This window comes from Candidatus Pantoea deserta (genome assembly GCF_003813865.1).
Taxonomy (GTDB): domain Bacteria; phylum Pseudomonadota; class Gammaproteobacteria; order Enterobacterales; family Enterobacteriaceae; genus Pantoea; species Pantoea deserta.
Genome location: NZ_RMVG01000021.1, coordinates 1 through 24,125, shown reverse-complemented (window position 1 = coordinate 24,125; position 24,125 = coordinate 1). Strand labels below are relative to the sequence as shown.

The 24,125-nt window shown below is 54.2% G+C and carries 17 protein-coding genes and 1 pseudogene; 14 read left to right on the top strand and 4 right to left on the bottom strand.

Annotated features, from left to right (window positions below):
• Positions 1 to 173: 173 nt before the first annotated feature.
• Positions 174 to 995 (bottom strand): alpha/beta fold hydrolase, encoded by an 822-nt coding sequence (locus tag BBB56_RS20115; RefSeq protein WP_123802696.1) that lies wholly within the window; start codon positions 993 to 995, stop codon positions 174 to 176.
• Positions 996 to 1,052: 57 nt separating this feature from the next.
• A complete protein-coding gene (locus tag BBB56_RS20110; protein WP_123802695.1) occupies positions 1,053 to 2,927 on the bottom strand; it encodes an amidohydrolase in 1,875 nt (624 codons plus the stop codon).
• Between the two features lie 237 nt (positions 2,928 to 3,164).
• On the opposite strand from BBB56_RS20110, the gene BBB56_RS20105 reads away from it, so the two are divergent.
• From BBB56_RS20105 to BBB56_RS20095, 3 genes are all read left to right on the top strand, one after another.
• Positions 3,165 to 3,857 (top strand): hydrolase, encoded by a 693-nt coding sequence (locus tag BBB56_RS20105; protein ID WP_123802694.1) that lies wholly within the window; start codon positions 3,165 to 3,167, stop codon positions 3,855 to 3,857.
• A gap of 224 nt (positions 3,858 to 4,081) precedes the next feature.
• The gene (locus BBB56_RS20100; protein ID WP_123802693.1) at positions 4,082 to 4,462 is read left to right on the top strand and encodes a response regulator transcription factor; all 381 of its coding nucleotides are present in this window, start codon (positions 4,082 to 4,084) and stop codon (positions 4,460 to 4,462) included.
• Positions 4,459 to 9,999, top strand: coding sequence for an AAA family ATPase (locus BBB56_RS20095; protein WP_123802692.1), 5,541 nt, complete (start codon positions 4,459 to 4,461; stop codon positions 9,997 to 9,999). The genes BBB56_RS20100 and BBB56_RS20095 overlap by 4 nt, the downstream gene beginning before the upstream one ends.
• On the opposite strand, the gene BBB56_RS20090 is transcribed toward BBB56_RS20095, so the two are convergent.
• Complete coding sequence (locus tag BBB56_RS20090) at positions 9,991 to 10,599, bottom strand: response regulator transcription factor (RefSeq protein ID WP_123802691.1); 609 nt, start codon at positions 10,597 to 10,599, stop codon at positions 9,991 to 9,993. The two genes, BBB56_RS20095 and BBB56_RS20090, sit on opposite strands and share 9 nt — an antisense overlap.
• Positions 10,600 to 11,033: 434 nt before the next feature.
• Between BBB56_RS20090 and BBB56_RS20085 the strand changes: the two genes are divergently transcribed.
• The 7 genes from BBB56_RS20085 (at position 11,034) to BBB56_RS20055 (ending at position 19,636) form a co-directional block, all read left to right on the top strand.
• The gene (locus BBB56_RS20085; RefSeq protein ID WP_123802690.1) at positions 11,034 to 12,035 is read left to right on the top strand and encodes a zinc-binding alcohol dehydrogenase family protein; all 1,002 of its coding nucleotides are present in this window, start codon (positions 11,034 to 11,036) and stop codon (positions 12,033 to 12,035) included.
• Between the two features lie 299 nt (positions 12,036 to 12,334).
• Positions 12,335 to 13,546 carry an MFS transporter gene (locus BBB56_RS20080; protein WP_123802689.1) on the top strand — a complete coding sequence of 404 codons (1,212 nt, stop codon included), beginning with the start codon at positions 12,335 to 12,337 and terminating at the stop codon, positions 13,544 to 13,546.
• Positions 13,547 to 13,593: 47 nt separating this feature from the next.
• A complete protein-coding gene (locus BBB56_RS20075) occupies positions 13,594 to 14,109 on the top strand; it encodes a hypothetical protein (RefSeq protein WP_123802747.1) in 516 nt (171 codons plus the stop codon).
• A gap of 656 nt (positions 14,110 to 14,765) precedes the next feature.
• Positions 14,766 to 15,899 carry a glutathione-independent formaldehyde dehydrogenase gene (locus BBB56_RS20070; protein ID WP_123802688.1) on the top strand — a complete coding sequence of 378 codons (1,134 nt, stop codon included), beginning with the start codon at positions 14,766 to 14,768 and terminating at the stop codon, positions 15,897 to 15,899.
• 758 nt (positions 15,900 to 16,657) lie between these two features.
• Positions 16,658 to 16,990, top strand: coding sequence for a hypothetical protein (locus BBB56_RS20065; protein WP_123802687.1), 333 nt, complete (start codon positions 16,658 to 16,660; stop codon positions 16,988 to 16,990).
• Positions 16,991 to 17,336: 346 nt separating this feature from the next.
• Positions 17,337 to 18,506 carry a MalY/PatB family protein gene (locus BBB56_RS20060; protein ID WP_123802686.1) on the top strand — a complete coding sequence of 390 codons (1,170 nt, stop codon included), beginning with the start codon at positions 17,337 to 17,339 and terminating at the stop codon, positions 18,504 to 18,506.
• A 119-nt stretch (positions 18,507 to 18,625) separates the two neighbouring features.
• Entirely contained in the window at positions 18,626 to 19,636 is a 1,011-nt protein-coding gene (locus tag BBB56_RS20055) for a LysR family transcriptional regulator (protein WP_199756274.1), read from the top strand.
• On the opposite strand, the gene BBB56_RS20050 is transcribed toward BBB56_RS20055, so the two are convergent.
• Entirely contained in the window at positions 19,631 to 20,695 is a 1,065-nt protein-coding gene (locus tag BBB56_RS20050) for an asparaginase (RefSeq protein ID WP_123802685.1), read from the bottom strand. The genes BBB56_RS20055 and BBB56_RS20050 overlap by 6 nt on opposite strands.
• Before the next feature lie 381 nt (positions 20,696 to 21,076).
• Between BBB56_RS20050 and BBB56_RS20045 the strand changes: the two genes are divergently transcribed.
• The 4 genes and pseudogenes from BBB56_RS20045 to BBB56_RS20030 form a co-directional block, all read left to right on the top strand.
• The gene (locus BBB56_RS20045; protein WP_123802684.1) at positions 21,077 to 22,030 is read left to right on the top strand and encodes a zinc-dependent alcohol dehydrogenase family protein; all 954 of its coding nucleotides are present in this window, start codon (positions 21,077 to 21,079) and stop codon (positions 22,028 to 22,030) included.
• 272 nt (positions 22,031 to 22,302) lie between these two features.
• Positions 22,303 to 22,791 carry a DinB family protein gene (locus BBB56_RS20040; RefSeq protein ID WP_123802683.1) on the top strand — a complete coding sequence of 163 codons (489 nt, stop codon included), beginning with the start codon at positions 22,303 to 22,305 and terminating at the stop codon, positions 22,789 to 22,791.
• A 376-nt stretch (positions 22,792 to 23,167) separates the two neighbouring features.
• Complete coding sequence (locus BBB56_RS23990; protein WP_369409922.1) at positions 23,168 to 23,221, top strand: hypothetical protein; 54 nt, start codon at positions 23,168 to 23,170, stop codon at positions 23,219 to 23,221.
• Positions 23,222 to 23,597: 376 nt separating this feature from the next.
• Positions 23,598 to 24,125: pseudogene (locus BBB56_RS20030) on the top strand (SAM-dependent methyltransferase); the annotation flags it as partial.

Genomic DNA, 24,125 nt, shown 5'->3' with positions numbered 1-24,125 from the left:
TGCGGCTCAGGTGAGTGAGTTAGCGCGCAAGCAAAAGCAGGGCGTCTGCGCAGTACAAGCGGACCTTCGCCGCGCACCCTGCGAACGCCTCTGGCAAAAGCCCTGTCCGGAGTTATTCATAAGGGAAAAGAGACGTGTCCGCCTCCTGACGAGGCGAACACAGGATGAAGCGGTTACAGCGATTGCAGAAAGCTCAGCAGATCCTCGTTCAGCCGATCCTGATGCGTCACGGCGAAGCCGTGCGGCGCATTGTCATAGACTTTCAGCGTCGCGTTGGGGATGCTTTCCGCCGCAACTTTACCGGTGGTCTCAAACGGGACGACCTGATCGTTGCTGCCGTGGATCACCAGCGTTGGCACGTCGATTTTAGCCACATCGGGGCGGAAGTCGGTTTGCGAGAAGGCGGTAACGCAATCCAGCGTACCTTTCAGCGACGCCAGCAGGGCAATATTGAGTGTCTGGGTCAGTACGCCCTGGGAGACCGTTTGGCCCGCGTTGGTGCCGTAAAAAGGCACGGCAAAATCGCTGATAAACTGCGCGCGATCTTTCAGCAGACCGGCCTGAATCCCCTCAAAGACAGACGCATCCACCCCTTGCGGATAGTCCGCCTGTTTACCAAAGATCGGCGTGACGGCACCCAGCAACACCAGGCCTGCCACGCGAGCGCTGCCGTAGCGACCGATATAGCGCGTGACGTCGCCTCCGCCCATTGAGAAGCCGACCAGCGTGACCTCATCCAGATCCAGCGCGGTGATCAGGTCGTTAATGTCTGATGAAAAGGTATCGTAGTCATAGCCAGTCCACGGCTGATCCGAACGGCCAAAGCCGCGGCGGTCAAACGCGATGACGCGATAGCCGCGCTCCGCCAGATAATTTAGCTGGCTGTCCCACATATCGGCATCCAGCGGCCAGCCGTGGCTGAACAGCACCGGTTTGCCTGTTCCCCAGTCTTTGAAATAAATTTGCGTACCGTCAGCAGTGGTTATCGTGCTCATTCTCTTTTCCTTGCAGTTGTCAGAAACAGCAGTAGTCCGCGCCGCAGGGGCGCGGCATCAGAATGCGAAGCAGCTACAGCCGAGCGCGCCCCAGAAGGCATTCTCTTCGGCGACCGGCAGATTAGCGCCGCGGGCGATGTCATGGGCATGGCTGTGAACGCCACAGGGACCGCTACAGTGGTGGGTCTGAGCGCGCATGCCGACGCGGCTGGCGGCAGGGGGCGCGCTGCGGTAGTGACCCGGCACCTTGACCACCGGGGACCACTCTGGCAGCACAGGAATGGCGGGCGGGGCTTCGTCGCTGAATGCGCCTGCCGCGTAAACGATATTGCCGTCCACCAGCGTCAGCACGGATTCAATCCCCTTGATCTCCTCTTCCGGCACGCGGAAGTAGTCTTTGCTCAATACCACCATGTCGGCAAGCTGGCCATTTTTGATCTGGCCTTTTTTGTTCTGCTCGCTGGAGAACCAGGCGCTGCCCTGGGTCCAGAGCATCAGCGCGGTGTCGCGGTCAAGGCGGGCGTTCACGTCATACATCTGCATGCCGCCGACGGTACGACCGGAAACCAGCCAGTAGAGCGCGGTCCAGGGGTTGTAGCTCGCCACGCGCGTCGCGTCGGTACCAAGCCCGACCGGCACGCCGGTCTCAAGCATACGCGCCACCGGCGGCGTATGGCGTGTGGCTTCGAGACCATAGCGTTCGGCAAAGTATTCGCCCTGAAACGCCATGCGGTGCTGAACGGCAATGCCGCCGCCCAGCGCTTTGATACGGTCGATGTTGCGCTGCGTCACCGTTTCAGCATGGTCAAAGAACCAGTGCAGGCCGTTGAATGGGATATCACGATCCACCTTTTCGAATACGTCGAGCATACGGCTGATAGATTCGTTATAGGTGGCATGCAGGCGGAATGGCCAGCGATGTTCAACCAGGTGGCGAACCACGCGCTCCAGCTCATCTTCCATGCCTGGCGCCAGGTCAGGACGCGGCTCCAGAAAGTCTTCAAAGTCGGCGGCGGAGAACACCAGCATTTCACCCGCGCCGTTGTGACGAAAGTAGTCGCTGCCTTGTCCCGGCGTCAGCATGTCGGTCCACTTTTCAAAGTCTTCCAGCTCGTGGCCGGGACGCTGCGTGAAGAGGTTGTAGGCGATACGAACTGTCATCTGCTTTTTCTGGTGCAGTTCGGCGATCACCTGGTAATCTTCCGGGTAGTTCTGGAAACCGCCGCCCGCGTCGATGGCGCTGGTCAGGCCGAGACGGTTCAGCTCACGCATAAACTGACGCGTGGAGTTAACCTGCTGCTCAAGCGGCAGTCTGGGACCTTTTGCCAGCGTGGCGTAGAGGATCATGGCGTTGGGACGCGCAATCAACATGCCGGTCGGGTTGCCGTTGCCGTCACGCTGGATTTCGCCGCCCGGCGGATTGGGCGTGTCGCGGGTGTAGCCTACTACCTTGAGCGCCGCGCGATTAAGCAGGGCGCGATCATAGAGATGCAGCACAAATACCGGCGTATCGGGCGCGGCCTCATTGATTTCATCCAGCGTCGGCATACGGCGCTCGGCAAACTGAAATTCGGTCCAGCCGCCAACGACGCGCACCCACTGCGGCGAAGGCGTGCGCAGCGCCTGCGCTTTCAGCATGCGCAGCGCGTCGGCGACCGAAGGCACACCTTCCCAGCGCAGCTCAAGGTTATAGTTGAGACCGCCGCGAATCAGATGCAGGTGCGAATCGTTGAGACCGGGAATAGCGGTGTGACCTTTGAGGTCAATGACCTTTGTGCCGTCGCAGTGGTGCTGCATAACATCATTAAGGCTGCCCACCTCAAGAAACTTACCGTCGCGAATGGCGACCGCGTCCGCCAGTGGGTTTTCACGATCCACCGTATGAAAGCGACCATTGGTAAGAATGATGTCTGCTTTGCCCAGCGTAACCATAATCTCTCCTTTAACCAGTAAAGCTGCCCTGAATAACAGGCAGAGCAGGAAATGGCTGGATTATGTTCAGTGGGTCAGCGCAGCGTCTAGTTATACAAAGGTATAGTTATACGCAAAGATAATAGTCGCCCGTTCCAAAGCCTCCTAGACTGCGCCCAGACAACTCGCCGAGTGCGGTTGCTTAAACGTCAAAAAAACCTACGTCATTCAGCAACATTAACCTCAATGGGCACAACTATGACCAATAGCAAACTTGAAGTTCTGACGCCGCAAAACAGCCAGATCATCTTCATCGATCAGCAGCCGCAGATGGCATTTGGCGTCCAGTCGATCGACCGGCAGGTGCTGAAAAATAATGTGGTGGCGCTGGCGAAAGCGGCAAAAGTCTTCAATATCCCGACGGTGCTTACCACCGTTGAGACAGAAAGCTTTTCGGGTCATACCTTCCCGGAGCTGCTCGACGTGTTTCCTGGACAGGATATTCTGGAGCGCACTTCGATGAACTCCTGGGACGATCAGAAAGTACGTGACGCGCTGGCGGCTAACGGTAAGAAAAAGGTTGTGGTATCCGGCCTGTGGACCGAGGTGTGCAACAACACCTTTGCGCTGTGTGCGATGCTGGAAGGCGGTTATGAGATCTATATGGTGGCGGATGCTTCAGGCGGCACCTCAAAAGAGGCGCACGACTATGCCATGCAGCGCATGATTCAGGCGGGCGTCATTCCGGTGACCTGGCAGCAGGTGATGCTGGAGTGGCAGCGCGACTGGGCGCATCGTGATACCTATGACGCGGTCATGAACATCGCCAAAGAGCACTCTGGCGCCTATGGTATCGGCGTCGATTATGCCTACACCATGGTGCACAAAGCGCCTTCGCGTCAGAAGAGCGAACACCGCACGCTGGCTCCTGTACCGGCGCCGGTTCGTTAATATTTTTCGCTGATCGGCTTTCCGGCGGGTCAGCGAAAAGAACAGTCTGAGAGCGCCACGATTTCGTTGATTAATTGTTAAATGCCTGGCATCGTTATTGGCAGAAGTGACGCTTCGCGCTTTACGCGTCATTTACCCATTCGTGGCACCCTGCCGCCTGACAATGATAAAAACAATAACAGGGCATCCTTACGTTGACGCGAGGCGTGTCTGAGGAAAACAGCATGACGCTGCCGCGTATTGTGATTGTTGACGACGAGCGCGCCGTGCGGCAGGGGCTGAGCAATCTGCTTCAGTCGGACGGTTACCGCACCGAGAGCTTCGCGTCGGGCGAGTCGCTACTGGAAAACATCACCTGTCTGGACAGCGTGGCGATGCTGATTATCGATATCCGGTTAAAAGGCATGAGCGGCTTCGACTTGTTTGAGGCGCTGAAAAAGCAGGGTTCCCCGCCGCCGGTACTGTTTATATCGGCCGATGCGGAAGAGAGCGTGTCTGAGCAGGCGCTTTTCCTGGGAGCGATAACCTTTATGCATAAACCTCTGGATATAGACGGGCTGCTGGAGTTAATCCGTCGCCAGCTTGAAGGGCAAGGGGGCGAATGAGCACTCTCTCTGTGACGCCAGACGAGTCTGGCAACGATGATATCAGGCTGCCAGCAGATACCCGCTTCACGCCGCTGGCCAACGACGGCGTCGTGCTTTGGTTACACTGTCACTTTTCTGATGCTGAGTCAAAGGTGCTGGCGACGGCGGCCAGCGACGAGATCGCCTTTCAGACCATGCAGTGGCTGAAAAATGAGTTCAGTCTGGCTTCACAGCTTTCCGCCAGCTGGGCGCTCAGGCCTGTTGGCCAGACGCGCTATCTTAACCGCTACGCACTTCTCTATCCCGCTTTCCCTTTTACGCCGCTTTCCGATGTGATTACTACGCCCTGTAAAAGCCTGGCTGACTTTCTGCTCTGTGCGGTTGAGCTGGCGCAGGCCGTAAGTCATGCGCATCGACAGAATATCGTGCATGGTGACATCAGGCCCGGTCACTTTTACCTGTATGCGGAGGGGAAGGTGCGCCTGGGCGGCTTTGGCCTGGCTCAGGCAAACGCAGATGCCGAGGTAAAAAAAACCTGGCCCGTAGCTGCCAGCTCGCTGGCCTATATGTCGCCGGAGCACAGCGGGCGTACGCCGCATGGGGTCAACAGCCTCAGCGACCTCTACAGCCTGGGTATTGTGCTCTATCAGCTGTTGACCGGTAAGCTGCCCTTCGGCACGCCAGGCGCCACGCCTGCCGAGTGGATCCACCATCATATCGCCTCAGCGCCACGCGCGCCGACGCTAACTGACCAGCCCGTTCCGCCAGTGCTTGCCGCCATCCTGCTGCGGCTGCTGGCGAAATCGCCGGCTAATCGCTATCAGACTATCGACGGGCTGCTGGCCGATCTGCGCCGCTGTCAGGCAACCCTGACGCGCGATAACCGCATCGCGCCTTTCAGGCCGGGCTTGCAGGAGAGTTTTACCGCCAGCTATCTTACCGAGGCGCTCTGCAACGATCATGCTCAGGCTCATGGGGTCGTCAGCGCGGCAGAGGAGACGATGCGCAGCGGCACGCATAACCTGGTGGTCATTATCGGCCCGCCTGGCGCGGGCAAGTCCTCTGTCATCGCCTCGGCGCTGAAGATTCTTCAGCACAAACCTGTGCTTATCGCGGTCGGCAAAGCGGATCGTCATGCCACGGTGGGACCTTATGCCGCGATCGCCGCGGCGTTTCGCGCCGTCACGCTCTATCTTCTGGGTCTCTCCGCCGACGAGATGATCGCCTGGCGCACGCGGCTTTTACAGGCGCTCGGCGACTATGCCGGTCTGGCCGTGGATATGGTGCCAGAGCTGAAGCAGCTGTTAAACGTGCCGCCGCAGGCTGTCAGCCGGGGAAATGCGCTGGATTCGCGGGCGCGGTTTAACCATATGGCGTGCAGCCTAATTAAGGCGTTAGCGCGTCCTGAACGGCCGCTGGTGATGCTGATCGACGATGTGCACCTTGCGGATAGCGCCAGTTTACAGCTGCTGGAAAATCTGTTTTTACGCAGTGAAAATCTGCCCTTTATGCTGGTACTGGCCCATTGCGAGTCCGAGGCGAACGCCGATTTGCTGCTTCGTCTCCGCACATCTGCGGCGCGCGTTAAGGACATTGCGCCCGCGCCGCTCACCATAAAAGCGATTGCGCGCTGGCTGGCGACGGTGCTGAATGCGCGGCCCGGCGAGACCAGCGAGCTGGCGGCGCTGATACAGGAAAAAACCGGCGGCAATCCGCTCTTCGTGCGTACTTTTTTTCGCCACGCGGTCGAGGAGGAGCTAATCCATCCGGCAAAATATCCGCTGCGCTGGCATTACCAGCACGCCGCGCTTGCCGCGCGGCCCTGTACGGACAATGTGGCTCGGCTGGTGATAAAGCAGCTGGCGCAGTTGCCCTATGCGACACGCTGGCTGTTAGGCAATCTGGCTGGCCTGGGAAGCCGCGGCGAACTGCCGCTGCTGGGCGAGATTCTTTCGCTCAGCGTGGGGCAAATCACGCAAAAGCTGGCTCCCGCCGTTGCCGGGAAACTGATTGCGCTGACAGACACCCGCTATGCGTTTACCCACGATCGCGTGCACGAAGCCGCATTTTCGCTGCTCACCCACGCGCAGACGCTGCGGCTGCACCAGCAGGCGGCCAGTCTGCTGGCCGCATCGGTCGCCCGCGCCAGAGGAAATGAGACGCTTTTCCGGGCGATGCACCATATCGGTCTGGCGACAGCGGCTCCGCTGACGGCCGCGCAGAACCGCCACTACTATCAACTCAGCCTGACGGCGGCGAAGCGCGCGAAAGATACCGGAGACTATGATTCCGCGCTGCGTTATCTCGCCACCGCGCGCCGCGCCGCCGCTGCGCCGCATGACTTCTCGCTGGCGCTGGAAGAGGCCGAGTGTGATTTTCTCAGGGGCGATCTGAACCGCGCGCAGCAGCGCTGCTCCGCGCTGATCGGCATGCCAGGCACGGTGAATCAGAAGGCCGAAGCCGCCTGTCTGTCCGCTGAGATTCATATGCGTCAGTCAGACAATCATCTGGCGCTGGAAACGGCGCTGGCCTGGCTGGCCGTGTTTGGCATTCACTTCAATCGCTATCCTGACCAGCGCGAATGCGACGCCGCCTTCCAGTCCGTCACCCGGCGGCTGGGCGAACAGCCAGAGCAGGTTCTCCGCGCGCTGCCGCTGACGCAGGATCGCGAAAAGGAGTCGGCGCTGAATCTGATGGCCAGCACCATTTTCTCTTCCTCCTACGACTGCCCGCAGCTGCATCTGCTGCTGACCTGCAAAATTATCGAGATGACGCTGGATCACGGCCTGACCGGCGCGTCAGCCTTTGGCCTGGCCTGGTTTAGCGTGCTGATCACCGATCGCTATCAGGCGTATCAGCTGGCGTTCAGGTGTGGGCTACTGGCCACTGAACTGACCCGGCAGCATGACTTTACCCGCTTTAAAGCACGAACCCTGCTGCCGCTCGACCAGGTCGCGATATGGACTCAGCCGCTGGCCAGCGCCATTGGCTTCGCCAGAGAGAGTTTTGAGGTTGCGGTGGCGCATGGCGACAGCTCTTTCGCCTGCCTCGCGCTGCGCCATCAGATGATGAACATGATGGCGCGGGGCGATCATCTGGATGCGTTGCTGATTACGCTTGAGCGTGGGCTGGCCTTTACCCGCAAAGCCTTCTATCCCGACGTGGAAAACGTGCTGATGATGCAGAAGTCGCTGATAATGCATCTGCGAAGTAAAAGCAGCCAGTCCAGCGCGTGGCGGCTCTATCCCTCTACGCTGCCAGACAGCGAGCCAGGCCTGGCCTCCGGTCCGAAAGCGATGGAGCAGTTCTGGTCATGGCTCTATCGCGGTATGGCGCACTTCTATGCGGAAGAGTACCTGGGCGCACTGCACTGTTTTGGTCAGGCCGAGCGGCTGGAGCGCGCCGTGCCGGGCTATATCTATTTGCTGGATCTCTGTTTCTACGGCGCGCTGTCCATATCGCTGCCGCTCGATCACCACGCCTGCGCGCCCGCGTCGGTGCGGGACGTCGAGCGTCGGCTGGAAAAGATCGTCCGCTGGGCGGCGTTAAACCCGGCGCTGTTTGCGGATAAAGCGGCGCTGTTGCAGGCTGAAATCGCGCGCCTTAAGGGCGATACCGCAGCGGCGCTGGCGCAGTATGAAAAAGCCATTGCGCTTTCAGCCAGCGAAGGCTATGCGCATATTAACGCCCTGGCGCACGAACTGGCCGGGCGCTGCGCCAGGGCCGCTCAGCTGACGGTAACGGCGGATACGTTTATGCGCAATGCGATTAAGGGCTGGGACAACTGGGGAGCGACGGCGCGGGCCAGGCGGATTGAAAAGCACTTCCCTCATCTGGCGACGGCGGTGCAGAGCGGATCCAGCTCCTCTTTTCCCCTGGCGCAGGATGCTACCGTGCGCGATCTGGAGAGCATGGTCATCGCCATACGCGCATTGACGGAAGAGATTAATCTGGATCGCCTGATCCATATTCTGATGCGAATGCTGCTGGAGCGCGCGGGCGCGCAGCGCTGTCTGCTGATCCGCATTCTTGACGGCAATATTCCGCAAACCGAAGCCTCGGCGGAAACCAGCGCGGACGGCATCAAGGTCAGGATTGCGTCGAGCAGGCCGCTGGCGACCGATTTGCCGCTGTCGGTGCTTTCCGCCGTTATCCGCACCGGGAAAGAGATCCGCACCGGCAAGCCGGAAGATTACAGTCCTTTCAGTCAGGATCCCTACCTGGTGGCTTCCGGCGCCGCGGTGCTCTGCGTGCCGATGTACAAACAGGCCAGGATGATCGGCGTGCTGTTTCTTGAAAATCAGCTGATGCCGGACGCCTTCACCGACGGGCACTCGCGCATTGTGAATCTGCTTGGCGCGCAGGCGGCCGTTTCGCTGGAAACGGCGCGGCTCTATGCGGAGCTGCTGGAAGAGAACATGCAGCGGCGACGCGTTGAGAAAGAGCTTCGCGACAGCCAGCAGTCGCTGATGCTGGGTGAGAAAATCAGTCACACCGGCACCTGGCACTGGCACCTGGAGCAGGACATGATGCTGCTGTCTGAGGAGTACACCCGTATTCTGGGGCTGCCTGCGGCGCAAAAAAAACTGTCAATGGTCGACTTTATGACGCGCGTCCATCCGGATGACGCGCCCTGCATCAGCGAGCTGATTAAGCAAAGCGTAAGCCAGGGGATACCGATGCAGGCAGAGTTTCGCATCCTGCGCGCCAGCGGGGAGATGCGCTATATCAAGGGCATTGGCGAACCGGTCGCCAGCTGGCCAGCGCTGAAGGAGTATTTCGGCACCATTACCGATATCACCGCCCAGCGCGAATCAGAAGACGCCGCGCGCATCGCCCAGGCGGAACTGGCGCGCGTGACGCGCGTGACGACTGTCGGCCAGTTAACGGCATCTATTGCCCATGAGGTTAACCAGCCATTGATGTCGATCGTGGCCAATGCGGGAGCAGGGCTGCGCTGGCTCAATCGGGGATCCGAGGCGGCCGAACAGGTGCGGCTGAGTTTCGAAGAGATTGTCAGCGAAGGCAAACGGGCCGGGGAGATTATTCATGGTTTGCAGGCGCTGACGCGTAATCACCAGCCGGTTTTCCACAGTGAGAACCTGCATCGAATCGCGCACCAGATTATTTCGCTGTCGCGTAGCGAACTGGAGCGGCATCAGGTTACGGTCGAATACGCTTTTTATGCGGCAAACGCTCAGGTAGTGTGCGACACCATTCAGATTCAGCAGGTGCTGTTAAACCTGATTATTAATGCGCTGGACGCGATGAGCGCTGTGAAGGATCGTCCGCGCCATCTGACGCTTAGCTCGTCCAACCCTGACCCGGAAACCCTCAGGTTCGCCGTCGCTGATACCGGGACCGGGATGAGTGAAACGGTGCTGGAGAAAGTGTTCGAGTCGTTTTATACCACCAAACAGACAGGTATGGGGATGGGGCTGGCGATTAGCCACGGTATTATCAAACGCCATCAGGGAACGCTCTGCGCCGCCAGCCGGGGAGCAGAGGGCAGCGAGTTCTGGTTTACGCTACCGCTGGAAAAACCCCTACTTTAATAACCCCAGCCGCTCGGCGACTCTCGCCAGTTCTGAGACCGAGCGCACGCCCATCTTCTCTATGACCCGGCGCTTGTGCACTTTGGCGGTAATTTCGCTGACGCCCAGCTCAGCGGCAATCTGCTTGTTGAGCAGTCCGCGCGCCGCCAGCAGCATCACCTCCAGCTCTCGTGGTGTCAGAGAGTGATAGCGCTGCGTCGCGTCACGCTTTTCGGCAGCGTAGGCCTGCGCCTCCTCTGAGACCTTCAGCGCGTCGGTGACTGCCGTGATTAACGCATCCGGCTCGACCGGTTTAGTCAGAAACTCCCAGGCGCCGGCTTTCATCGCCTGAACGCTGATCGGGATAGTACCGAACCCGGTCAGGAAAATGGCGGGAAGGGTATAGCCGCGCTGGCTCAGCGCGTGTACCACTTCAAGGCCATTAATACCCGGCATGTTGAGGTCAAGGATTAAGCAGGAAGGCGAGGGGTAGTCCGGCAGGGCTAAAAACGCCTGCGGCGAGGTAAAAGATACCACCGTAAAACCCGCCGAAGTCAGCAGATTGGTTACAGCAGCAATAATGGAGTTGTCATCGTCTAAAAGATAGACAGCATGAACCATATTAACGCTCATTTCACCGGCGCAAAAAGCGCATAACTTATTGAAATAGCAACTTACATTCTTCTAATGACAGCACAAAATCCGCATTGTAATAAATTAATAATATTCGTATATAAATATTAATAACCATGGCGAATTGAGTACGCTGACGCGGCTTAAGCAGGAGCTTTTTTACCGTTTTCGCTGCATATGGCAGGTGTTAACGCCTTCATAGCGACATTTCAAAGTATGGCGAATTTACCAGCAGTCACCGGTTTTCAGATTATCGCCAGCGCGGTAAACCCGCTGGCGCTGTTGGGTAAAAGAGGGCATTCAAGCCTCATTTTCACTTTCGCAGTGAAAGTGTTGCTGTCAGCGGCCGGTTTTTCTCCCTGCGCCTGCGTTCTATGCTGTTATAAACCAACAGCAATCTTATTACTGAGTAAGGAAGAGATATGAAAGCCATTGTCTATAGCCAGAACGGGCTGCCCATCGCCGATCCTCAATCGCTTTATGATACGTCGCTGCCAGAACCGCAGCCGGGTCCGCACGATCTGCTGGTGAAAATCGCCGCCATTGCCGTTAACCCGGTCGATACCAAAGTGCGCAACGGCGCGCCCACTGCCCAGCCTCGCATCCTGGGCTGGGACGCCGTGGGGACGGTAGAGGCGGTAGGCGAGCGCGTAACGCTGTTTAAGCCAGGCGATGAAGTATTTTATGCCGGAGCGATTGATCGCCCAGGTTCCTATGCCGAATACGGCCTGGTGGATGAACGCATCGCCGGACACAAGCCGGCGTCACTGAGCAACGCCGATGCCGCCGCGCTGCCGCTGACCTCGCTGACGGCGTGGGAGCTGCTGTTCGACCGGCTGGAAGTTAAAGAGAACGAAGACGAAGCCCTGCTGATTATCGGCGCGGGCGGAGGCGTTGGCTCGATTCTGACACAGCTGGCCAGCAAACTGACCGGACTGCGCGTTATCGCCACAGCCTCGCGTCCTGAGACGGCTGAGTGGGTACGGGAGCTGGGCGCACACGACGTAATCGATCACTCGAAGCCGCTGACGGAACAGCTGCGCGCGCTCGGCATTAACAGCGTACGTTACGTCGCCAGCCTGACCCACACGGATAAACACTATCAGCAGATTGTCGAAGTGCTGGCGCCGCAGGGGCGTCTGGCGGTGATTGACGATCCGGAGACGCTGGATGCGATGCCGCTGAAACGCAAAGCCATCTCGCTGCACTGGGAGTTGATGTTTACCCGTTCGCTGTTCCAGACGCCGGATATGGCGCGTCAGAATGAGATTCTGGAAAACGTGCGCCGCCTGATTGACGACGGCACGCTACGCACGACCAAAGGCGAACATTTCGGCGCTATCAATGCAGAAAATCTGCGCCGTGCTCATGCGCTTATCGAGAGCAACCGGGCGCGCGGCAAAATTGTGCTGGAGGGATTTTAAGCCGATCGCGGCCACATAAAGCGTCGGCATTGACGCTTAATCCGCACGCTATGCCTGGCGAGTAAGCCAGGCTTTTTACTGCCGCCTGGCCTGATGGTTTTGTACGCGCCCGGCCAGACTGAATAATCTTGTTACTGAAAATAACTCAGGCGCAAAAGCCCGTTTTATCAGCTTCGCCCGGCCAGCCTGCCGCTCCCCGCCTCCCTTATCAGCCTGCTAGCTTTCTATTCCTCTGTTTCCTGCCAGAATTTAACGCAGCGAGAAATGGTTGCGAGACGAAACTTTTTATGGAAAAGACAATGGCATTACGATCGCTTCAGGCGTTATGTCTGGTGAATTTTTTTCTGGCGGACGTGCGGGATGGCTTAGGCCCTTTTTTAGGTATTTTTTTAACCGAGCATCACTGGGGAGCGGATAATATTGGCTGGGTGATGACGGCCGGAGGAGTAGCCGGTCTGGTTGCCACCCTTCCTGCCGGATTGCTTACCGATATGACGCGCTATAAACGGGGCATTTTACTGGCCGGATCGCTGGTTATTACGCTGGCGACGCTGTTGCTCTGGTATTTTCCCGATGCGGGCATTGCCGTTTTTTCGCAGGTCGCCACCGGCCTGGCCGCTGCCTGTATTCCGCCGGTGCTTACCGGGATCACGCTCGGCTTAACCGGGCATGCAGGCTTTGCACGACAGATGGGCAGAAACGAAGCCTTTAATCACGGCGGCAATATGACAGCGGCGGTGATAGCGGGGCTGGCGGTCTGGTACTGGGGCACGGGGGCAGTGTTTATACTGATGACCGCCATGGCGCTCTTTGCCGCTCTGGCGGTGCTTGCTATCCGCAGCGCGGACATTGACGATAACGCCGCACGCGGACTGGGCAAAGAGGACGCCGCACCGGAAATTCCACGCCTGTCGCTTATTGTCCGTCAGCCTGCGCTGCTTATTCTCGGCGTTACGCTTTTACTTTTTCATCTGAGCAATGCCGCTTTGCTGCCGATGCTAAGCATGCGCGTTGCCGCTTCCCACAGCAGTACGCTGCCCGCAGGGGTCTACGCCGCCGCAACGGTGGTTATCTCACAATGCGTGATGATTCCGGTCGCCTTGTTCGCCGCCAGTCGGGCGAATAAGCAGGGCTATCTGCTACTGATTACCGCCGCGCTGTTGATTCTGCCAGTTCGGGCTGCGGTGGCGTCGGCCTTTTCCGGTTCGTTTTCGATGATCCCGGTGCAAATCATGGACGGCGTTGCCGCCGGTTTGCTGGGCGTTGCCGTGCCGGGCTATGTGGTGCAAATTCTCGAAGGCAGCGGACATATCAACGCCGGTCAGGGACTTATCATGCTGCTACAGGGCGGCGGGGCAGCGTTAAGCCCTGCGCTTGCAGGAAATATTGCTGCAAAATACTCATTTGGTATAGCATTCGGCGTCCTGGGGCTGATTGCGCTGTCTGCGCTGTTCGTCTGGGGAGCAGGCAACTATTGTTCAGGGAAAAAGCGGTTGAAGCCGCTGAGCTAATATTTATTACGCAAAACATTTTATGTACGGGAAAGAGGGTATACGGCATGTCTGTCCGGTTTATATTATCGCTTTGGCTGCTGGTTGCGGCCACGTTTATTCCAGCCAGAGCCAGTGAGATTAACCTGTATTCTGTTAATACCGGTTCATTTGTTTATCATCTCATAGGCAACCACGGCCTTTACACGGAAAAGTTTGGCAACGAGTTTTTTTCTGCTGAGCGGCGCTTCTCTGAGGATTCGCCTTACAGCTTTTTAGCCGGAACGCTGAAAAATAGCTATGGACATCGCTGTATTGCGCTGGGTGTTCGCCGGGACTGGACCACGCAGTCACCCTGGACATTTAAGGGCGTGTATGGCTATACCGGTGAATTTTTTGCCGACGCCTTTAGTCACTGTGGGGATGAGGGCGTTTATCACTCATTTAAAAACGCGACGGGTGTGGGCTTCGCTCCCTATATTTATCATGCCGTTCAGTATAATTTTACGGACTATTTTGGCGTAGAAAGCGGCATTATTTTTCCTACAGTATTTGTTATCAGCGTGCAGTGGAGTTTCAGGTAAACGCAAGGCAGCGCGCAGAAACCGCTTATTACTTTTAACCATAAAGCCTGACTAACCCTTTGTTATACAAGGCGAGTCAGGCTGATGCATTCTCAATTCCGGTTAAAGCGCAGCGTTACGCCGCTTTTGTCGTCATTCCTTTCAGCGTGCCGAACGCCATTTCTGCCAGAGGCGACTTTTGCTGCCTGCTTTCTTCAAAGAGGCAGGTCGAATTGTGCATTTTTCTAACGTGCCGGCATTTTGAATGATATTAAAATATTTCCAATAAAAGCGAGGCAGGATGCTTCGCTTATTTGTTGTAGTTACCGACATGGAATGTATTGACAGTGTTAAAGGGATCTCAATGAGTTAACCGGCTTTCGCTGTGATTATAATAAAAATAATCTAATGCCGGGAAGGGGTTTTTTTTACGCCTCGCTATTTTTTAAAGTAATAACAAATGTGTCGTCAGATGACGAAAAGTAAATGATTAGCTTTGCCAGGTGAGACATTTGCTATGAAGCCAGTTAAATATTGTAAAGGTGAATTATGAGATGCTCTACACTTTAAGCTCAATCAAGATGTTTGATTGATGAAGCAGTATCAACAAGAAGGTTGCGATACTAATTTTTTAAGTCGCAATCTTCAAACCTGATCGCTTATAAGAGGAGAACATCATGAAAGCAGTTGTTTATAATGGACCCTTTGATGTGTCGGTAAAAGATGTTCCGGATCCTAAAATTGTTCGCCCAACCGATGTGATTGTCCGCATTACTACGACTAACATCTGCGGCTCCGATCTGCATATGTACGAAGGCCGCACCAGCTTCGAGCAGGGCCGCATATTCGGCCATGAAAATCTGGGGCAGGTTATCGAAGTCGGCGGCGCCGTCGAGAGAATCAAAGTCGGTGATTATGTCTGCCTGCCATTTAACGTTGGCTGCGGATTCTGTGAAAATTGCGAAAGAGGGTTGACCGGTTATTGTCTGACGGCGAACCCAGGCGCCGCAGGCGCCGCCTATGGTTTCGCTGATATGGGCGAGTGGGATGGTGGGCAGGCGGAACTCCTTCGCGTTCCCTTTGCTGACTTTAACTGTCTGGTGCTGCCGCCGGACGCGGTTGAGAAGGAAGAGCATTACGTCATGCTTTCCGACATCTTCCCGACCGGATGGCATGCCACTGAACTGGCAGGATTGCGCCCCGGAGAGAGTGTTGCTATCTATGGCGCCGGCCCGGTGGGGCTAATGGCTACGCATTCAGCCATGATTAAGGGCGCTTCACAGGTGTTTGTCGTCGATACCCATCCAGACCGACTGGCGTTAGCCGAGAAACTTGGTGCGGTGGCCATTAATGCGGTTGGTGATGAAGCGGTAAATAAAATCATGGAGTTAACCGATGGGCGCGGCACGGATTGCGGTTGCGAATGCGTGGGTTATCAGTGTTGTAATAAACACGGCCACGAGGATAACTCCGCCACGCTCAATAGCCTTGTCGCCTCGACAAAAGCGACGGGCAGTATTGGCGCGGTGGGCGTTTTCGTTCCACAGGACCCTGGCGGGGCAACCGATCTGGCTAAAGAGGGTAAAGTGCCTTTCGACTTTGGCAGTTTCTGGTTTAAAGGACAGTCGATCAAAACCGGCCAGTGCAACGTTAAAGCCTATAACCGCCAGCTGGCCAGACTGATCCATCAGGGCAGAGCGCATCCGGGACAGATTATCTCGCATCGTCTCCAGCTAGCGGAAGCGCCTGAGGGATATAAGCACTTTGACAATCGCGATGACGGATGGACAAAAGTCATTTTGAAACCCTGAGTGGTGAACAACTAAAGCTACATTCAGACTCCGGGTATCGGTTAAAGGGCCTCGTTTGGGTGTAGCTTTATGCAATCGCTGCCTGAATAGGGCCGGGCTGCACTGATGCGCTTCTTCTGCTGAATAAGATGAATTTTTACTGAAACAGGTTTCAGCGTCCGCTCTTCCTTCACGGCGAACCTTGCTCCTTACGCATAACTGCGAAGCGCCTGATGTGTCACGCCAGTCTATGCCTGCATCGTGAAAAACGCCTCTGAAGATTTCTGCACGGTTGCATGGTTATGTACTGTTAACTGATCTCTGCAGATTAGTACATGCCGATGTTAGCAACGTCCGCTTTGAGCGAAAAGCGGACTGTAAGTGCCTGTTGAGAACACACGAGCTTAACAATCAAAGCATCAGTTTGTGAGCATTAAGCTATATAGATATTACCTCATTCAGACATCTCATACGCGAGCCTGACTGCGGCATAAGCACTCTTTTTTAAACCGCTTTAATTTGCATGAGGCATTTTTGTATATAAACTCATCAGCCACATTTAATTACCAAAAAAAATCATTTGCAGCAGGTAAATATTGTGGCCGAAGTGATTATATGAGAGATTATCTCTGCCATGCATCTTTTACAGGAGTCTAATTTAAACGTTTTTTCGCTCGGACTTTGTCCGTTCGTTTAAAAGTAGCATTTCTGTATAGTGACTGGCATGGCTATATGATGAGGGTTTTCTTAAGCCTGCCCTACCTGATAAAGAGGAAAAAGTGACTGACAGAATAAGATTCAAAACTGTTAATATTCGATTGTGTTTAATTTCTGCAAGCCTGCTCATTTCTGTAAAAGGTTTTGCTGCAGGACTGGACACGCTCCGCCCCGGCAATAACAACATCGGGGTTGAAAACAGAAGCGTCCGAATTGACTCAGGTCCAGAGTTCAACAGTAATACAGGCCAGTCTGTGGCGTGCAGGAGGACAGAACTCGAGCAGGAGCGAGCTTTACTGGAAGTGCAGGCCAGCGGAGCTGTAGACGTGAATGTCAGGCCGGTTTTTTATCTGCGCAAAGAGGTGATTGACAAAGAAATCGAGCGTTTACGCTAAATATGCAGGCTCTATGGGGATACTGTACAGTATGTGGGAAGAGCCTTATCCTCAGCAGTCCAGCGGAACCCCTTCAGCACAGCTTTTATCTTGCCTTCCAGCCAGAACTCTGCATTTCCACCACTAACATGACGCAGTCTCTTATGTAATCCCGTATCACATTCGACGAAACCTTACTTACCAAAATCAACTCCGTGACTCAGTTTCCTGTTATTTCATGATAAGGCTTAGTATGCTGTCATTGCTACTTTTTATGTTATTGATACAAACTGACACGCAATAAAGAAATATTTGATGTAAAATTGTGCCAGAGCGGTTAGTTCGATTGTGCTGACAGAGGTAAACGATGGCGGAACGAGACGACATTTTTGATGAAATTATTGACCGGGCTAATTCCCCGTCTATTAAGTGGGGACGGTATCAGAAAGAAAAAGTCATTTCACTCGGTACAGCTGATATGGATTTTCATTCCCCGTCTTGTGTCCGGAATGCCTTAATAAAAAAGGCGGAGAGCGGTATTTATGCTTATGAATACAAGACGGACGACTATTATCAGTCGGTTATAAACTGGTTCAGTGAACATCATCAGTGGAAGATTAAAGCTGACTGGCTGACGAACTGCCCCGGCATGTGGGCCATGCTCTCTCTCTGTTTGCGGGCCTACACCCGGCCTGGCGACGGCGTTCTGATCCATGCTCCTCATTTTCATCCCGTCATCAGCGTCATTGAAGGTGCGGAGCGCAAGGTCGTTACGCAGGCCCTGTCTTTCGACGGGGTCAGATACAGCTTCGATCTCGCTGCCTTCGAAGAAAAGATAGTTTCAGAAGACGTGAAACTGTTTTTCCTTGTAAACCCACATAATCCTACCGGCTTGTTATTCAGCCGGGCAGAGTTATCAGGTATCGCAGAAGTCTGTGGCAGACATGGTGTTCTGGTTGTATCAGATGAAATTAACAGCTATCTGACATACGGTCATGCGGTTTTTGTCCCCTATGGCAGCGTTTCTTCTGAAAGCAGCCTTAACTCCGTTACGCTCACATCGCCGTCTAAAGCCTTTAACCTGCAGGGGCTGACGTATGCTATCGGTATCATTCCTGATCGAGCAAAGTGGGATAAGCTGGAAAAGATAAGGTCTGGTTTGGACTTTGACTTTGCCACCAACATTTTCAGCGTCGCGGCCACAACTGCCGCTTACCGGGACGGAGCAGAGTGGCTTACCCGCCTCAACGGCTATCTGCAGGCAAACCTGGATTTTATGGATAATTACTTCAGGACAAACCTGCCCCAGGTAAAGCTCATCAGACCTGGCGGTGGCTACATAGCCTGGCTGGACTTCAGGGCATTTCAGCTCACGCCAGATGCTCTCAGGCATACTATTCTCGACAAAGCCCAGGTAGGCCTGACATGGGGCGAAACGTTTGGTAAAGAGGGTGATGGGTTTGAGCGCATTAACTTCGCCTGCCCAAGAGAAACCCTGCACGAAGGTCTGGAACGGTTGAAAAGCGCTTTTTCCTGACGCTGATTTATCGCGCTGGATGGGCCAGGTGCGTGACGTTCAGGACGCCCGTAGCTGTCGTGGCGTAAGACTGAATTTACCTGAACGCTCGCTCTCTTCACAAAATGAAGCCTGAAAACGTGCTGGCTGATATTATTTGCTTTTGCAGCCAGCGCAACAATCAGGATATGACCGATTTAAATTTTACCGGCACGATGCAACTCTTTGTCAGGACCGTTCTGCTGGGAAGCTTTTCCGCAGCGGCCCGTGAAGCAGGCATCTCTGCTTCTACCGTCACGCGCAAAATCAGCGCTATAGAAAAGCACCTCAAAGTAGCGCTGTTTCACCGGTCAACCCACGAAATAACCTTAACCGAAGCAGGATACCTTTACTTTGAAAGAGTAACGGCCATCCTGAGCGATATTGATGATGCACATCGCGCTGTCTCCGCGCTTGATGCTGAACCAAGCGGTCAGGTTAAGTTGACCGCACCGGTTGCGTTTGGACGAATATACCTTGCGCCCTTAATCCCGCAGTTTCTCAAAATTTACCCGTCCATACAGCTCGACGTCAGGCTCACTGATAACCATAACGATCTGGTCAGGGGCGGATTTGATCTGGATATTCATGAGGGTGAAAACTATATCAATGACCTGGTCGTACATCCTCTGTCCCGAAATGACAGCGTGCTGTGCGCCACGCCGGAATATTTATCCCTGAACGGGCATCCTCAAAAGCCGGCAGATTTGTCTGCCCATAATTGTCTGCAATATATCCATCCCGAGGCAGAAACGCAGTGGCGTTTCAGAAAACATCAGAGTCGTTTCAGCCACCTTCCCAGAGGAACATTACAGTCGGATCATACTGAGCTGCTGCTCAGCGCTGTCCTGGAAGGAACCGGCATCGCAGAATTTGAGATCTGGCTTGTGCGTGATTTTATCCGGCAGGGAGCGCTTAAAATCGTGCTCCCCGATTATGAATTTAAAAACGACCTGACCGGGAAGTTTATTTATCTTGCTCACCTGCCGAACAGAAGGCAGTCAGCCAAAGTCAGGGTACTTAAAAGCTTTCTGGCTGATCGGCTTAGCCGCGTAGGGATGCTCACAGAAAGTGAAATACAGTCCCTGCGCGACAAAGCCAGAGCGTCATGAACGACGTAACGTAAACGGAAACTCGCGGTGTCCGGTCGTTTCGGACATGGTGTTAACCATCGCAGGATGGTGAAAGTGGTTCAGCGCTAAAGCCTGCTTATCGCTTAAAAAACCCAGCCTGAGCAACGCTTCGCATATGACGGAATACATCGCATCAATGTTTCCATCTTCAAGCTTGAAAGCAATGCCGACAGCCCCTTTTGCGCCGGCTTTACGCGTTGCGTCACTTTCCCGCAGCGCAATACCATAGCAGGCGTCAGCGCCCAGCTTTCCGACCAGCTGGCCTTCACAGATGCTCATCAGCTCCGTACAGAACCGGCCCTCTCCACCAACAAGCTCCGGATAAGAGGACATGGCCCTGAATATTCTTGCATAAAGCGCTGCTCTTTTGTCGGCTGGATCGGGATGCGCATCCTTGTCAGCACAGGAAGCAAGCGTGGCATAAGAAAAAGCAAGCCTGTCCAGAGAAAAGGCCGGGGCAGGCAGATTACACCCGTCCGTGGCCCAGGCGACGTCGGTTTCATCAAGCTTACATATATCGGATACCACATCTCTGACCCGTCTCTGCATAACGTGTTCAGGAAGATGATAATTATCCGTTGATCCGGTCAGTGACACCGCTCCTGCCAGCATGCCAATGTGCTTTCCTGAACAGTTATTACACAGAGCTGTAGGAGCATAGTCTGTTTTTATCCAGGCCCGGTTTACGACGTCCGACAGGGCCGGATGCCCTCCGCACTGCATGTCTGATTCAGCAAGGCCTGTACGACAAAGAAGACTTTTTGCCAGAGTAAGATGTTGCTGTTCGCTGCTGTGGGAGGCGCACATCAGGGCAATTTCCGCGTCACTGAACGCATACTGCTCTGCGGCACCGGATTCGAGGATAGCCAGCGTCTGCATGGGTTTAGCAGCGGAACGGGCGAGTGTTTTTCTGTGGGGATCCCCCAGGTAAAACAAAATATTTCCGTCTGCATCCGTGACGCAGATATGGGCCTGATGGGTATTCTCAACGGAAGCACCACGATAAGTGATCATGGCCGTATTGTCGTAATCTCGCATAGTAAACCCGTTTCAGTTCGAATTAGCTGAAATTATATCGTTCTGAAAAACAGACTGAAGAACAAGAAATTGAAAATGCTTTTGCGCTTAGTGCAAAGCCGCTCGCGGGCCTGCCATTATTGACCGTGCGGTATAAGGCACGAACCGGCTTCCGCCTCCCCTTAAAGACGCACACATGTCGCCCCTGGGAAAAGTTATGTATGAAAACAGGCAGTAAACATACTTTCACGTTGCTGCTCGTAGCGTGGGATCCGAAGCCCGGAAGTCGTTCCTTCCGGGCTAAGGCCCGCTTGCAGTTCAGCACGGTAAAAAGTTAAATACATGAGCGGGAAAAGAGATTTTCAGGTTTAAATTGTAAGCACAATCGGGATTGCTTAGAAAATGTCAAATAAGGCTCTGGTTTACAGACGTTTCGGTGCGCCTGAAAGCGTTTTGTATATTGAGGAAGGAACAAAAGCAAAACTTGCAGAGGGCATGATCAGGGTAAAAATGCTCTGTGCGCCCGTTAATGCTTCAGACCTGATACCCATGACAGGCGCTTATCAGCATCGCATAGCGCTCCCACAGGTCGCCGGATATGAAGGAACCGGAGTAGTGACGGATGCGCCATCGGCATACCGATACCTGCTTTCCCGGCAGGTACTGGCCTTGAGGGGAGAAGGCACCTGGCAAAATTATGTCGATGTTCCTGCCGCTCTAGCCATCATTGTGCCTGAGAATACTGAAGCGACGCTGGCCGCACGGGCTTATATCAATCCTCTGGCTGCAAAGCTGATGATTAGCCACTTAACGCCGGCAGGTAAACACGTTCTCCTGACGGCCGCCGGTAGTGACTGTGCCATGTTGTTAGGTCAGTGGGCTATCCGTGCCGGAGCGCTATCGGTTACCGGCATTCATCGTTCTCCTGCCCATTCATCACGGCTGGCACAGTGTGGCATCACACCGGTTCAGGAAACTGACCACGACGCTGTCCGTCACTATGCAGCCCGGGCTGAGGTGGTTTACGATGCCACCGGAGGAACGCTGGCAGAAAATATCCTTGAGGAAATGCCAGTCACAGGTCTCTTTATCAGCTATGGCCTTCTTTCCGGCCAGCCATTTCGTGCAAAAAACTCTCTGCCGAGGATTCACTGGTTTCATGTGCGGCACTATCTTTCACAGCTCGGTATAGATGGCTGGCAGCAGATGTTCAGGGAAATATGGCGACAGTTGTCTGAAACAGAAACAAGCGAGGCTAGTGTTTTTGATTTTGAAAACTGGGAAAATGCAATTAAACATTACCATTTGGCAGGCAGATTAAACAAGCCAGTTATTCAATTTGCATCAGTTAGTTAGTAATTAGGTTGTGGTTTTTGGAGCATTTGTTTATTAACTACAGCCTTAATTACTCTTTCCAACAGTCATTCTATTTCCCCGCTTTTCAATTTGTCTTTAAGTTATTAATTTACAATGTCCGCTTCTGGCACAGAGCAGACATACACGAAAGGCAAGGCCCGCTATGAGCGAAAAGCGGACCTTGTTCATGCTTATGCCTCAGAACAGGAAGCTCTGCTACAGAGCGTACTTTATTGATATGCTATCGGAACACGCAAATCAGGAGGAAATTCATGGACAAGAACACACTGGTGACTCTCTTAAAATTCAAGCGCTGGATTGATGCTGAAACGCTAAAAGCAGTTAAAGGTATCAGCGAATCTGCTTATGCAGAAAAGCGTCATCTGATGCTAAGACTGATGAACCATATTCATGTGGTCGACATGATTTTTAGAGCAAATATTTCGGGTCAGCAGCATGGTTACACTGCCCTGAATACCCCTGAAACACCCTCGGTAGAGGAGCTTGAGGTCAAAATGGATGACTGTACAAACTGGTATATTCAGCGCGTCAGCTCAATGGCTCCGGCCGATTTAGGAGAAACTATCAAGTTCAGTTTTGTCGATGGTGGCGAGGGAGAAATGACAGCCACAGACATGCTAAATCATATGCTTTTTCATGGAACCTACCACCGTGGGGCAGTAGGCTGGTTAATTTCAGAGTGCGGAGGTGTTCCTCCGAAAGATGTGCTGACAGTTTTTCTAAGGGATCATCATCACTGACAGCTATGTTCTTCTGCTAATCATCTGTCTGGCGGCTTCGATGGCCGCTTTGGCGATAAGCCGACCTTAACGACCCAGGATGGCGATAAATCTGGATTAAAAATTTGAGGAGACAATGCTTAGAGCTTTCTAAAAGTGTGGCGGGATTGCCGGCATACACGTCTTTTACCCGCACGGGCTTAGTCACCACGCTACCTGCACCCGTCACCGCATCACTGCAAATTTCCGTTGTCCATTCCCTACAGTTACCGCATTACCTAATACGACAGGTATCCAGCTTTAGGCAGAAGCATCAGGGCCGCCACTCCTGAAAAGGTCGTTAGCAAAGGTTACGTCAGCAGTCCTTGCCTAAGGTAACATTCTCACAGATGAAAGCTTGAGATTGCACTCTGGTTCCGTCGCCAATAACGCATCCCTTATTTCGATATGACTAATGAATCAGTGTGTTTGTTCTGTATGTGTCAGCAGGCCGATCAAATGCGGAATGTTTTCGGTTGATGCGATCAATGCCCGGAACACGACATGCGAAGTACCTGACCAGCGAAGCGGTAAGTCGGTTTTCAACATATTTTTGCTGTGGCAGAATTTGTGTGCTGCCTGAGGCGAGTGCAAATGCAGACCGGGTGGGCAGCAGTATGCAGATGGGGCTGCAAACGGGATTTATACGTCCAGCAGGTGCCCGGAATTCATGTTCTGGTGGACAATTTTAATTTTCATGTGGCCGGGTAATCCGTCGTTCAGGCGCGTAACGAACCACTCATTACAAGTATGTCGGTGTCATCACGCCGCGCCAACAGAGATTCTGAATGAACCAACACTTAGACGCAGCAGACGGTATCCGCCGTAAAGTAGCTCCCCGAACAGCACGAAAACATAAGGCTGAATTTGGTCAGTTTATGACCCCTGCGAGCGTGGCCCGCTTTATGGCATCCTTATTCCCGCCCAGTACCCAGCAGGTGTGCCGTTTATTAGATGCTGGTGCGGGTGTCGGTGCCTTGTCTAGCGCCTTTCTGGATCGCTGGGTGTCGGGCGGTTTTAGTTTCGAATCCGTCGAAGCTACAGCTTACGAGATTGACACTAACCTGCTTAGCCACCTTGCACAGCAACTGAATAAATACGAGCACGTAATGCCTCGCATTATCGCGGGAGATTACATTGAACAAGCTACCGCTGACGGTCTTCATGTACGAGGATATACCCATGCCATCCTCAATCCCCCCTACAAGAAGATCAACAGTATATCGGCTCACCGGCTGGCTTTGCGCAGTGTCGGCATTGAGACGGTGAATCTGTATTCCGCCTTTGTTGCGCTGGCCGTGGGCGAGGCGGCACCC

What these genes read in the sequence shown, in the direction of transcription:
- BBB56_RS20115 (WP_123802696.1), bottom strand. Translation starts at nt 995, where the DNA reads ATGAGCACGATAACCACTGCTGACGGTACGCAAATTTATTTCAAAGAC.
- BBB56_RS20110 (WP_123802695.1), bottom strand. Translation starts at nt 2,927, where the DNA reads ATGGTTACGCTGGGCAAAGCAGACATCATTCTTACCAATGGTCGCTTT.
- BBB56_RS20105 (WP_123802694.1), top strand. Translation starts at nt 3,165, where the DNA reads ATGACCAATAGCAAACTTGAAGTTCTGACGCCGCAAAACAGCCAGATC.
- BBB56_RS20100 (WP_123802693.1), top strand. Translation starts at nt 4,082, where the DNA reads ATGACGCTGCCGCGTATTGTGATTGTTGACGACGAGCGCGCCGTGCGG.
- BBB56_RS20095 (WP_123802692.1), top strand. Translation starts at nt 4,459, where the DNA reads ATGAGCACTCTCTCTGTGACGCCAGACGAGTCTGGCAACGATGATATC.
- BBB56_RS20090 (WP_123802691.1), bottom strand. Translation starts at nt 10,599, where the DNA reads ATGGTTCATGCTGTCTATCTTTTAGACGATGACAACTCCATTATTGCT.
- BBB56_RS20085 (WP_123802690.1), top strand. Translation starts at nt 11,034, where the DNA reads ATGAAAGCCATTGTCTATAGCCAGAACGGGCTGCCCATCGCCGATCCT.
- BBB56_RS20080 (WP_123802689.1), top strand. Translation starts at nt 12,335, where the DNA reads ATGGCATTACGATCGCTTCAGGCGTTATGTCTGGTGAATTTTTTTCTG.
- BBB56_RS20075 (WP_123802747.1), top strand. Translation starts at nt 13,594, where the DNA reads ATGTCTGTCCGGTTTATATTATCGCTTTGGCTGCTGGTTGCGGCCACG.
- BBB56_RS20070 (WP_123802688.1), top strand. Translation starts at nt 14,766, where the DNA reads ATGAAAGCAGTTGTTTATAATGGACCCTTTGATGTGTCGGTAAAAGAT.
- BBB56_RS20060 (WP_123802686.1), top strand. Translation starts at nt 17,337, where the DNA reads ATGGCGGAACGAGACGACATTTTTGATGAAATTATTGACCGGGCTAAT.
- BBB56_RS20050 (WP_123802685.1), bottom strand. Translation starts at nt 20,695, where the DNA reads ATGCGAGATTACGACAATACGGCCATGATCACTTATCGTGGTGCTTCC.
- BBB56_RS20045 (WP_123802684.1), top strand. Translation starts at nt 21,077, where the DNA reads ATGTCAAATAAGGCTCTGGTTTACAGACGTTTCGGTGCGCCTGAAAGC.
- BBB56_RS20040 (WP_123802683.1), top strand. Translation starts at nt 22,303, where the DNA reads ATGGACAAGAACACACTGGTGACTCTCTTAAAATTCAAGCGCTGGATT.